The organism is Flavobacteriales bacterium, assembly GCA_016779935.1.
GTDB lineage: Bacteria > Bacteroidota > Bacteroidia > Flavobacteriales > UBA7312.
The window spans coordinates 80,140-92,681 of the sequence record JADHMQ010000006.1 but is presented as its reverse complement, the minus strand read 5'-3'; the positions used below and the strand labels follow the sequence as shown (position 1 = coordinate 92,681).

Below are 12,542 nucleotides of genomic sequence, written 5' to 3'. Positions count from 1 at the left end.
AGTAGGGGAGCAAAAGGTTCATCTGCTCTCATCCCGACTACTTTTTCTACTATTTTTCTAGGGATTTGATTATATATCCCTTTTTAAATCACTAATAATATTTGTTTAGCAATTTTCTTGCTTTTTGTAATTTAGGTTCAATTACAATTTTACAATAAGGTTGTTCGCTATTATTTTTATAATACTCTTGATGATATTCTTCAGCAGGATAAAAAGCCTCGTACTTTTGTATTTCTGTAACAATTTTATTGTTAAAATATTCTTTGTTGTATTTTTCTACTTCTCTTTTAATAAGGTCTAATTCATTGTCATTGTGATATAATATTATTGAACGATAGTGTCTTCCAACATCATTTCCCTGACGATTAAGTGTTGTGGGGTCATGTACAAGAAAAAATATTTCTAGAATATTATTTAAGTTAATTATTTCTGGATTGTAGCTTATCTGACATACTTCGGCATGATTTGTTTTTCCATTTACAACTTCTCTGTAAGCTGGGTTTTTAATTTTACCGCCAGAAAATCCGCTAACAACCAATTCTACACCTTTTGCATCTTCAAAAGCTGCTTCAATACACCAAAAACAACCTCCACCTAAGGTTATTTGTTTTGTTGTGTTTTGTGCCATACACAGGTTATAAATTATTATGAATAAAAATAAAAGTCGTTTCATATGAAAGGTTAATATAATCAAAAATGGCGAAATATTGTCTATAAATGAGATGGATTTCGATTTTTAATAGTTTAAAATAATTAGTATATTTTTTTTGAAAAACTAGAATGTGAACGGTTATTTCTAAGATGAAGGCATAAGGTTTTATTCTTTAGACTTTTCATAAAAGGCTTAAATGACGTACATTAGTAGATTAAATTTGAGTAGTTTGAATCCACTTAACAAAACATTTAGAAGAGTTTTAATATTTTGCTTACTAACGCAAGTATGGAATTTCGATGTATTTGCTCAAAGTGATGATGTTTTTACAATTTATTTGGTAAGGCATTCTGAAAAAGACCATACCTCTGATAAAACTTCTGATTTGCCATTGTCTAAGTGCGGTGAACAAAGAGCGATGTCGCTTAGTAACTTTCTAGATGAGGTGAATCTAGATAAAGTATACAGTACGGATTTCACAAGAACAAGAAACACAGCCTTACCCACTGCGGATAAAAAAGAAATAGATATTACGTTGTATGACGAACAAAATATTCAGTCGTTTTCAAATCATCTTATAGAAAACAAACAAGATGTTTTAGTGGTAGGACATAGTAATACTACAGTAGTATTAGCAGGCTTGCTGATAAACAAAGAGATTCAAGATATTGAGTTACACATTTATGATCACATCTATCAAATTGTCGTAAGTGGAGACTCTCGGACACTTAATTTATTTCACTCAACCTTTAAGTGTATCGAATAAAATCAATCAAAACTTAACTTAACCTTATATGTTCAAAAAATTAATTTTATTTCAATTTAGCTTACTTTTTACATACAATTTTTCATTTGCTCAAGCAGTTGTGCCAATAATAAATTACTCTGTAAATAACAGTGGACAAGCACTTCTTTCAATTGAAGCAGAAGAGGGGAAGTACTATGTCCTTACTTCTCAACACAGTCCTACCTTTGAGTGGGCTACAACGGTAAATATGGGAGTAAACGGAACTATGATAATTTCTGATCCAGGGGGTGCCTATCCGATAGAAAACTATACCGTTACTGAATATGACATTTCAAATCCGGGCGATATAGATGGAGATGAAATTGATGACGTAACAGAGTTTAACAATATGCCCACTGATGCACCAATTAATTTTGCGCAAGCTATTGATTTTGAGGACGGTGCAACTTCAATACCTGATGCTGAAACCTTTATGGGTTTAGCTACGATTAATAATGTAGGTTGGGCTCCTTTCTTGGATGGTCAGCTATATGTGAAATTTGGAATTTTAGATAGAGATACCCCTGAGCCAAAAGTATATTTTATTAATAGTAATACGTATACCATTCATGGAGCTTTCTTTGCAGGTATAGGAGCTACTGTTACAGGGGACGATGGTTCAGGGGAGATTGTTTTTAATCCAAATACCATACTCCCAGGAGGTGTGATTGGTAGCTACTCTTTCAATTTCTCATTTGGTAACACCTATGATTTTGAGGCTACCCAAAGAACATATGAATTGCTCGTCGCTAATATGCCATTTTTACAGAATAATTTGAATCACTTTATCAGCGAGGGAAATGAAAACAATTACATGAACAACTATGTTGAAGACTTTGAAGGCACACGAATAAATGTTGTTTTGGAATCCGATGTCTTTGGGGATATAAATTACATACCCTTTCATGAAGCCGAAGGCTATGGGTATTTTAAACATATGGAAGTTGATGAAACTCCTGGCTCCAGAGATATTGTACTTTATGATGCACTTCCAAACTCCTTACCAAGAGTAGGAGGTATTATTACTTCCGTAATACAAACACCTCTATCTCACGTGAACCTAAGGGCGATACAAGATAACGTTCCTAATGCCTACATCCAGGATCCATTATCTATTGACTCTATTTCAAATCTGTTGAATAACTATGTGTACTACAAAGTAGAAAACGAAACCTTTCAATTTAGAGAAGCAACTTTGGATGAGGTAAATGAATGGTATGAAGCAATAAGACCCACTGAACCCCAAATTCCAGTCAGAGACCTAAGCATTACAGAAATTTTGCCGCTAGACGACATAGAATTTGAAATGTCAACAGCCTTTGGAGCAAAATGCTCGAATGTTGCTACAATGAGATCGTTTGGATTGCCTGATGGTACTATTCCAGATGGTTTTGGTATTCCATTTTACTTCTACGATGAGTTCATGCAATACAATAACTTCTATTTAGAAGCACAGGTAATGATAGATAATCCAGCATTTCAAAATGACATCAATTTCCGTGTAGATCGCCTTAAAATGTTCAGAGACGATATCAAAGATGCTCCGATGCCTTCATGGATGATGGATCAACTTCAGGCCATGCACGATGATTTTCCTGTGGGTACGAAGGTAAGGTGTAGATCAAGTACTAATAATGAAGATTTGCCTGGCTTTAGTGGTGCAGGTTTATACACCTCCAAAACGCAGCACTTAGATGAAGGACATATTTCTAAATCTATAAAGCAAGTCTATGCTAGTATGTGGAACTTTAGAGCTTATGAGGAAAGGGATTTTTACAGAGTCGATCATTTTATGGCAGCAATGGGAGTATTGTGTCACCCCAACTTCGAAGAAGAAAAATCTAACGGTGTTGGAATTAGTTTAGACCCTATTTATGAAACAGAAAATACGTTCTATTTGAATACTCAAGTAGGGGAGTCATTAATTACTAATCCTGATCCAAATTCTGTACCTGAAGAAATCCTGTTATATGAAGACCCTGAAAATGCAGGTGGTTATTTAGTACTTCAATTATCTAACCTAGTAGAGCAAAATCAACTCGTAATGGGGCAGAGTTATTTAGATCAAATGAGGGATTACCTCTCTATCATTCATGATGAATTCGCCATATTATACAATGTAGAAGGCGTTGAAGGCTTTGGTATGGATATAGAATACAAAGTCACTGCACAAGATCAGCTTGCAATTAAACAAGCGAGACCATGGGTTTCATTTTGGGCAGATATAAAAGCCGATAATGATTTAGAATTTACAGAGTTTATATCTCCAGTATCTTCTTCAGACTTAGGAAATAGCGAAGCTATAAAGGTGGTTATTTCTAATACGGGACTAAACCCAATGAGTGATTTTACACTGACTCTTTTAGTCGATGACCAGGAAATAGAAACCCTAACCATAACAGAAACTTTAGAGCCATTTTCTAATGCAGAATTTGAATTCCAAAGCTTACAAGATTTTTCAAACGAGGGGGATTATAATCTTAGAGGTATTGTAAGCGATGTAGACGATGAATACGGAAACAATGATACATTGAATTACACTTTAACTAAGATTCATCAATTAGATGCTACAGTTTATTTAGGAACACTTAAGGAAAAATGTAACAATGAAATTGAAGCAACAATTACTATTGAAAATAATGGAGGTAATACCATAAATAATGTTCAATTTGAAATATTTATTAATGGAGAAAGTGCAGGGATTTTTAATGAGGAAGTTGATATTTCTTCTTTGAATCAAGATGATATATCTGTTATTGTTGATGGGAATTTCCAAACGTTAAATAATGAAGTGACAATAAATGTTTTTAGTGTGAACGGGCAAGCCGATGAGGTTCCAATTAACAACTTCGCTACAGCATTTTTAGATGTTCTGTCAACCTATGATTTTGTAACATTTATTTTAAATAGTGATCAATATCCATATGAAACATCATGGTCAATTTTTGATTTTAATGATAATATTATTGCAAGTGGTGATCTTAGTGATAATGGTAATTACGATACTATTACTGAGCAAATTTGTTTGGACTATGCCTCGTGTTATTCACTTATTGTTTATGATTCGTATGGAGATGGGATTTTTTCCCCTGGCAACTTCTCTGTGCTCAATTCTTCAGGAGAAACAATTGTATTTAACGATGGTACCTTTGGAAGTCAAGCTATTGAATTGCTCTGCCCCGGTGGATCCAGTTGTGAAATTAATGCGGATGTAGTAATTACCCATTCTTTTAATGATGATGGTGTCATTTCCATTTTCACGCCTTCGTCCCAACAATATAATTACAGTATTGATGGTGGTATGAATTTTACAACCGATAATATATTTTCAGAATTAACTCCTGGCGAATATTTTGTTATAGTTCAGGATGAAGATGGAATATGTTCTTATGAAGAAATGGTATATGTAAATGAATGTACTTTAACCTCTATTGATGTGGAGTCAACCAATGTTTCTTCTGTGGTAGTAGCAAATGGAGCAATTATAATTACTCCAACTTCTGGCTTAAGTCCATATCTATTTAGTGTTGATGGTGGTCAGAATTTCGAAGAAGACAATGAGTTCTATAACTTGGCTGTGGGTAATTATAATGTAGTCGTTCAAGACGCCTCAGGTGTTTGCGAATACGAAGTGAACGTTCCCGTTGAGGTAGATGAAAGTAATGATGTAATAGAAAATAGTATTAATTCAAACGATATACTAATCCATCCTAACCCTACAAAAGATCAGATTTATGTTGAGTTCAATTCAAATTCAGAGATGTCAGAAGAGGTCTACATAGAAGTCTATGATAACTCATCTAGGCTCATTAGCTCTGGCTCATTGTTGACTAAAAACAATGCTAAAACAATGATATCATTAGGCGAATTAGAATCAGGAATATATCACTTGAAGTGTTATAACAAATCGTTTAATAATTACTTTAAAGTTGTTAAGATAAAATAGATAGGTGTCATTAACGTTTAAAGTTGATTAGAAGTATTTTTAAATTTGAAAAACAAGCTTAACCAAAACTTGTTGCAGATTATGAAAAAAATCAATTCTAATATTTATTATATTTTCTTTTTCTAATACGAATTTGCTTCCTTTCCACTTACTTAAACACTTTATTCAGATACTTACCCCAACTGTATAGAGTCTAATTCTGTTATGTGTGATTTAATTCCAAGCCTTGAAACTAATTTCATAAAATCAATCAAAAATGATTTGTCAAATATTTAATTATATTTTCAATGCAACAGTGTTGCAATAATTGTGTTATTTTTGTCTTTATAAAATTGTTAAATCATGTAAAAAAATATTTTGTTAAATGTTTTTTTATCAAAATTAAATAGGATATTTAATGGCTTTTATTGATGATTTGTCATAGATAAAAATTTTTAGAGTATATGTTGCATTCAGAATCTATAACTTTTGCTTACGATGATGTAAATCAATTTTCGTTTCCTGATATTAAATTAGAAAACGAAGAAGATTTATTGATACTTGGTGAGTCAGGGGTAGGCAAAACAACCTTAATTCAAATTCTAGCTGGATTATTAAAACCCTTGTCTGGAACATTAGATTTTAATGGTCTTAACTATCATAATTTACCCTCTAAAGAGTTAGACCAATTCAGAGGAAAGCACATAGGGATGGTTTTTCAACGTCCACATTTTGTGCGAAATATCAGTGTTTTGGATAATCTGCTTCTTTCGCTGTATTTGTCACATAACAATCAAGACAGAGAACGTGCTATTCATTTGTTAGAGCAGATAGGCTTAGCAGATAAATTGGACTGTAAGCCAGATGAATTAAGTCAAGGTGAGCAACAAAGAGCAGCTATAGCCTTAGCAGTTGTCAAAAATCCAGATATAATTTTAGCAGATGAGCCCACTTCCAGTTTGGACGATACTAATTGCGATAAGATTATTAAACTCCTCAAAGAGCAGGCATCAAGCACAAATGCCCAACTAATAATCATCACGCACGATAGCAGATTAAAAAGTCAATTTAAAAAATCTATAACATTATGAATATTAGACAATTAGGTTGGCGAAATCTTGTAAGTAACCCTTTGAATACTACTCTTAGCTTATTGTTAATGACCTTTGGAGTAGGTGTCATTTCATTGCTTTTATTACTGAACAACCAAATAGAACAACAACTCAAAGCTAACCTCAAGGGTATTGATATGGTTGTTGGAGCAAAAGGTAGTCCATTACAGTTAATTCTTTCCAGTATATATCACATAGATAACCCAACAGGAAATATTTCATATAAGGAAGCAAAAAAGCTTAGTAAAAACGCATTGGTTGATTTTACCATTCCGCTTTCTTTTGGCGATTCTTTTAACGGATTTAGAATAGTTGGAACAACACACCAATACCCTGAACTCTATGAAGTGAGCCTGAAGGAAGGGCGATTATGGAACCGTAGTTTAGAGGTGGTACTTGGAAGTACGGTTGCCGATGTTCATCAATTAGAAATTGGGGATACCTTTTATGGCACACATGGCTTAGTAGAAGGGGGGCAAGTTCATGACGATTATGCTTATGAAGTTGTGGGAATACTAAACCCTTCCTATTCTACAGTTGATCAGCTAATTTTGACCAATTCAAAAAGCGTTTGGAAGGTGCATAATCATGAAGCTATTGAAGACAGTCACGACCACGCCAATTGTGACCACGATCACGAGCATGACCACCATGACCATGCTAATTGTGACCACAACCATGGTGAAGAGGTGGAGTTGAGTATTTCCGAAGACCTAGGCATCCCCGATGATGCTATGATAACCGCTCTATTAGTGAAATTTAAAAGTCCAGTAGGTTTTATTCAATTACCTAGAAAAGTCAATGAAACAACAAGCCTACAAGCTGCTGTTCCAGCACTTGAAATAAGTCGATTAACTAATTTGCTGGGTTTTGGTGTGAAGACTATAAATGGTATTGCCTACATAATTATTATAGTTTCTGGATTAAGTATTTTTATCAGTCTATATAATTCATTGAAAAAAAGACGTTATGAGTTAGCGCTTATGCGTGTACACGGAGCTAGCAAATGGCAATTGGTTAAACTTGTATTACAAGAAGGAATGACACTATCATTATTAGGAGCTATTTTTGGATTATTAATCAGTCGATTGACCCTGTTCTTCATGTCTTTTTTGGTTGAGCAAAAATATGCGGTAAATTCCTTTCAATTCAATCTAATAAGTGAGGAACTGTGGTTGTTCCCAATAGCGCTACTTATCGGCTTAGCTGCATCACTAATACCTACTATTCAAACCTATAATATTAATATCCCTAAAACACTTTCAGATGCATAGACTACTTATTCTTACTCTTTGCTTTTTTGTAAAAATCAGTTATTCTCAAATCGAAATAGACTGGAGTACACTTGCTGATGTTGAGTTTACCGATGTTTATATGGAAGAAGAAGATGAATACTTTTTATATCCTCATTTTGGGATGAATGTGCAAGAATTAGCGGGTAAAGAAGTGGTAATTCGAGGCTTTGTTTTGGCAATTGACCCCACTGACAATTATTATATCCTTTCAAAAGGGCCATTTTCTTCGTGTTTTTTCTGTGGTGTTGGTGGTCCTGAAACCATTATAGAACTAGAGATGAAGTCGAAAAAAGATGTTTTTATAATGGATGAAGTAGCAACTATGAAAGGGACACTTAAGCTCAACTCAGACGATATTTACCAGTGCAATTACATTCTGCAAAACGCTGAAGTTTACTTGAGGTAAACGGATTTTTGAAAGAAGATGTGTTCTGCTTGGAGTAAAGTTCAATTCTCTTTTGATTTGAACTCAATAAGAGAGCATTTAAACACTTATAGTAAGTACTAAGATATCTACATAATATTCCACCAATAAAGCTTAATTCGGCATAAATGTATCTTTCAGAACTTTGCTCTGGCTTTATGTTTTCTAATTCGTAAGCATTTTGGCTATCACTAACAGGAAAAGAGGCATAGCACAGACCCGTACTTAAAAAGAAAAAAAATAGAACTTGACGCATAGTTACCAAAGGCAAACTATTAATTGAACTACTTTTATAATTATATTTTCATTGGGACTTCCATAAGAAGAATCTTAGAGTCTTTCTTAGCAGTAATATTTATTTGCTTACTATTCCAGATGCCGAATCCGTCACGTTTTTCGAGCTTTTGTTTTTGAATAACGGCACCGCCTTCAATAATAAAAGCATATACGCCATTGGTGTCGGAATTCAACTTATAATCAATATCCATATCTTTAGTGAACTCTCCTAAACTAAACCAAGCATTTTGGTGTATCCATACACCTTGATCCATAGAGCTAGGGGAGAGGATTTGATTAAAAGTATTTTGTTTGCTGATAGACTTTAGAGACAGCTGGTCGTATCGAGGTGTAACATTTCTTTTGTTGGGGAATAGCCATATTTGTAGAAGCTTTACGGGCAACTCTTTATTAGCATTAAATTCACTGTGCGTTATTCCTTTTCCAGCACTCATTACTTGAATATCACCATTTTTGATTACAGTACCATTACCCATATTATCTTTATGCTCTAGGTCACCTTCTAATGGAATGGTAATAATCTCCATGTTGTCATGTGGATGGGTGTTAAACCCTCGTCCACCTGCAATAGTGTCGTCATTAAGCACTCTTAAGACGCCAAAGTTCATACGATTTGGGTTGTGATAGTTTGCAAAACTAAAGGTGTGATTAACCTTTAGCCAACCGTGATTGGCACTGCCTCGTGTATTGCCTTTGTGTAATACTGTACGTTCTGTCATAATTTCAGTATTAGGCATGTGATTAAAACCAACTTGTTCACTTAATTTATCATATGTTGACTCGGTCTTAGTGTTTGACTTGAGAGCAAATGGAGCTGCCATCGCAGCAGCTCCGGAAATGATAGTCTTTTTTATAAAATCTAATCTTTTCATCTTTACTTAAATATAAATTTTCCTGAGGGATATTTTTCAAGCCAAGTGGATAAACTCTTTTGGGAACGTAAAGTTACTTTAATATTTTTTGATATGAAGATAATTTTACATTCACTTTCATCAATTTCTTTAAGAGTGAGTCGTTTTTTTGATCGAGGCATATTATATCTCTAAACTTAATTTGATTTCAAATTCATCGTAAATCATGTTGTCTCCAAGGTTTTCAAAAAAGCTACCAGAACCGTATCTAATATCGAAATCAGTTCTGTCAATCTTAATAGTAGCATTTAATCTATTCTCAACCTCTTCAGCAGTAAAATCAATAGCTTTACTTATGCCTTTGATAGTAAGCTCAGCACTAATGTTATAACGGTTATCTTGTACTTTAGAAACCTTTTTAATAGTTAGACTTGAGGTAGGAAATTTTTGTACACTAAAGAAGTCATCAGACTTAAGGTGGCCTTCTAATTTATTTTTATATTCACCAGATAAATCTGTACAAACAATTGTTGACATATCCATTACAAAGTTCCCACCTTTGAGTTTTTTGTTATCATATATTAAGTCAGCAGATTTTAATGAGATCGTACCTTCGTGTGAACCTACTACTTTTTCTCCTTTCCATTCAACTGTACTAGTTTTTACTTTTATGGTATCGTTAGGTGTAAAACTTTGTAAACCCACACTTAATGCTAAAAGCATAATTGCCATAGTTGTTTTGATGAAATTACTTCTTAAGTTTGCATGTGATCCATCGCAATTCCCGTTTGGATTTTTTGTTTATCCACATTTACATTTTGGTGATCTTAAATTTTTCATAATATTTTGTTAATTAAATTTTTTGTTATAGTTTCGCAAGGTAACTAATATTAGTAACAAAAAGTAACGGTTACTTAAAAGTAACAATCAAATACTGGTAACCTATAAGTAACAAATAGTACAGAAATGGATAATATCGAACAATTTTGCCCTACAAGTATATTCACTGATAAACTTGGTGGTAAATGGAAATTAGCAATAATTTACAATCTTAGAAACAGACATTTGCGATTTGGTCAGTTAGTAACACTTGTTCATGGTATTTCTAGAAAAGTACTTACAGAACACCTTAAACAGATGGAAGCCGATAATCTTATCACTAGAAAAGTGTATAAAGAAATACCTCCTAAAGTTGAGTATAGACTTACTGATGCTGGTAAAGACTTATTACCGCTTTTTCAAAAAATTGACAGTTGGGTTTCAAAGCATTATTCGAAGTAATTGCCTATACTTCTTTAATAACTAAGTCGTCGTGGATTCTAAATCGTTCTGTATAAACTCCTCCTTCTTCGGCTTCTCCAATTCCAAAAATCATTACAACGTGGCTTTGCCAATTGAGATTGAGTATTTTCTTAACTCTTTTTTCATCAAAGCCTTCCATAGGGCAGGAATCAAACCCTTCGGCAACTAATGCCATCATAAAATTCTGACAAGCTAGGGCTGTAGTTTTTGTAACGGACTCAAATAATTGATGCTTGTAGATAGGTCCTCTTTGAATGGGTTTGAAAAATCCTAAAATACCAAAAAAGACATAAAAAATACGTTTCAGTATACCAAAAATACCAAAGCGATCGTGGGTGTAAGCTAATGGTATTAAGGTATTGTAATACTTGTTGACTAATGGATGCAGTTCTCCTTTTTTTAGGTACTCTTCAATAATAAAATCACGGTTTCTCTTCCAAGTGTCAATTCTAGATAGAGATACAACAATTTCTTTGGCAGTTTTTGCTGCATTCTGAGAGAAACACGCTTCAACAACCTTTTTTTTCTTTTCCTCATCCCTAATCCAATAAAACTCCCAGGGTTGAAGGTTGGAGGAGTTTGCTGCTAGCACTGATGTTTTGAGACATTTCCTCATTACAGATTCTGGTACAGCTGTGTCAGTAAATCGCCTTACTGATCTTCTTTTATTTACTGCTTCAAAAAAATCCATTATTTATTTTGTATTGTTTTTAGTATTGATTTCAGTTCTTTTATTTCAAAAATTATATTCTGTTCTTGCTCTAGAATTGAACCTTCGAGCTTTAGTATTTGATTCTCTAATTCTATAATTTTATTTTGCTTTTTTTTAGATTTATTAAGGTCATTAATAAGCCATGCAAAAGCAATTAGTTCTATAATCAATAGAATTATTGTCAATATTATTTGAGTGTCCATATTTAAGGTTAAAGTAATGCATAATAAATGCTAAAATTAGACCTTTATTAATTACCAATCATAATAAAAATAAATATTCTATTCACTAGCTTTTGAACAGTTCTCTTTTCTCACATTCATTGTAAATGATAAGTATCAAAAGCCCAAATAGTAAAGATGAAATTATGAGTATTATATTTGATATTCCATCTGTAAAAAAGGAAATTCTTATGAGGATTGTAGAGATGATAAAGCCAGAATTTCTCATGATTTTATGAAATAATTCTGAGTTAAAGAAGGAGAACAATAGTAGTAAGACATCAACGATAATGAGTAACTGAAAGAGTTCATCAAAGAAAATATTATTGATTGATATCATTTGTGTGTTTACCATTTGTGAATCATAGACGCCACTAATCCACGATATAAAATGAAAGCTTGCCAGTAGGATGATAATTGGTACTAATAGGGTAGACATCCATGTCTTAATTTTTATAAATCGATTTAACACATCTTCACTAGCTGTAGACTTGAATTTCATCGAATTACGTCTAAAAAAATAGATTAGTAGAAAGAGAACCAAAGAAGTGCCTAAATCAAGGAATATTTGGATGTTTGATTCATTGCTAAACAGCCTTTGGTTTAAATCAAGGTTAGAGATATCTTTAAATATTCTCCTGATGATTATCAATGTTATAATTTCGTACTGTTTGGATATATAGGTAGTTATTGAACGGGGGAGATAATATATTAGTAGATATATTTCGTAGGCTAGTATAAATGAAAATGGAGTGTAAATAGCAGCAATTGGGCTTGAAAGTAAACCGTGTTGGTCGTCAATCTCTATTAGATTAAGCTTTGTTAAGTAAATCAAAGCAAGATGAATGAAAAAGCTTATTACTGAGATGAATAAAATAAACCGCTCTACTTTTTGCTTTGTTTTTATACCTATAAAAGTGTTAAAAATTTTAACCTCAAATCCTGACATAATATTAGTTTTTAA

General features: G+C 33.1%; 11 protein-coding genes. 6 read left to right on the top strand and 5 right to left on the bottom strand.

Annotation, left to right across the window (positions count from 1 at the left end; genetic code table 11):
* Positions 1-91: 91 nt before the first annotated feature.
* Positions 92-673 carry a peptide-methionine (S)-S-oxide reductase MsrA gene (gene msrA / locus ISP73_04810; protein MBL6657907.1) on the bottom strand — a complete coding sequence of 194 codons (582 nt, stop codon included), beginning with the start codon at positions 671-673 and terminating at the stop codon, positions 92-94.
* A gap of 175 nt (positions 674-848) precedes the next feature.
* On the opposite strand from msrA, the gene ISP73_04805 reads away from it, so the two are divergent.
* The 5 genes from ISP73_04805 (at position 849) to ISP73_04785 (ending at position 8,177) form a co-directional block, all read left to right on the top strand.
* Entirely contained in the window at positions 849-1,418 is a 570-nt protein-coding gene (locus ISP73_04805) for a histidine phosphatase family protein (GenBank protein MBL6657906.1), read from the top strand.
* 28 nt (positions 1,419-1,446) lie between these two features.
* Positions 1,447-5,385, top strand: coding sequence for a T9SS type A sorting domain-containing protein (locus tag ISP73_04800; protein ID MBL6657905.1), 3,939 nt, complete (start codon positions 1,447-1,449; stop codon positions 5,383-5,385).
* Between the two features lie 443 nt (positions 5,386-5,828).
* Positions 5,829-6,455 carry an ATP-binding cassette domain-containing protein gene (locus ISP73_04795; protein MBL6657904.1) on the top strand — a complete coding sequence of 209 codons (627 nt, stop codon included), beginning with the start codon at positions 5,829-5,831 and terminating at the stop codon, positions 6,453-6,455.
* Entirely contained in the window at positions 6,452-7,750 is a 1,299-nt protein-coding gene (locus ISP73_04790; GenBank protein ID MBL6657903.1) for an ABC transporter permease, read from the top strand. The genes ISP73_04795 and ISP73_04790 overlap by 4 nt, the downstream gene beginning before the upstream one ends.
* The gene (locus ISP73_04785; protein ID MBL6657902.1) at positions 7,743-8,177 is read left to right on the top strand and encodes a DUF3299 domain-containing protein; all 435 of its coding nucleotides are present in this window, start codon (positions 7,743-7,745) and stop codon (positions 8,175-8,177) included. The genes ISP73_04790 and ISP73_04785 overlap by 8 nt, the downstream gene beginning before the upstream one ends.
* Positions 8,178-8,491: 314 nt before the next feature.
* On the opposite strand, the gene ISP73_04780 is transcribed toward ISP73_04785, so the two are convergent.
* Positions 8,492-9,364, bottom strand: coding sequence for a pirin family protein (locus tag ISP73_04780; protein MBL6657901.1), 873 nt, complete (start codon positions 9,362-9,364; stop codon positions 8,492-8,494).
* Between the two features lie 162 nt (positions 9,365-9,526).
* A complete protein-coding gene (locus tag ISP73_04775) occupies positions 9,527-10,075 on the bottom strand; it encodes a YceI family protein (GenBank protein MBL6657900.1) in 549 nt (182 codons plus the stop codon).
* Positions 10,076-10,309: 234 nt separating this feature from the next.
* Between ISP73_04775 and ISP73_04770 the strand changes: the two genes are divergently transcribed.
* A complete protein-coding gene (locus ISP73_04770; GenBank protein ID MBL6657899.1) occupies positions 10,310-10,624 on the top strand; it encodes a helix-turn-helix transcriptional regulator in 315 nt (104 codons plus the stop codon).
* Between the two features lie 4 nt (positions 10,625-10,628).
* Here the strand turns inward: ISP73_04770 and ISP73_04765 are convergent, their stop codons facing one another.
* Both ISP73_04765 and ISP73_04760 read right to left on the bottom strand, forming a co-directional pair.
* On the bottom strand, positions 10,629-11,336 hold the full coding sequence (locus ISP73_04765) for a nitroreductase family protein (GenBank protein ID MBL6657898.1): 708 nt from the start codon (positions 11,334-11,336) through the stop codon (positions 10,629-10,631).
* A 309-nt stretch (positions 11,337-11,645) separates the two neighbouring features.
* On the bottom strand, positions 11,646-12,527 hold the full coding sequence (locus ISP73_04760) for a hypothetical protein (GenBank protein MBL6657897.1): 882 nt from the start codon (positions 12,525-12,527) through the stop codon (positions 11,646-11,648).
* Positions 12,528-12,542: the final 15 nt, after the last annotated feature.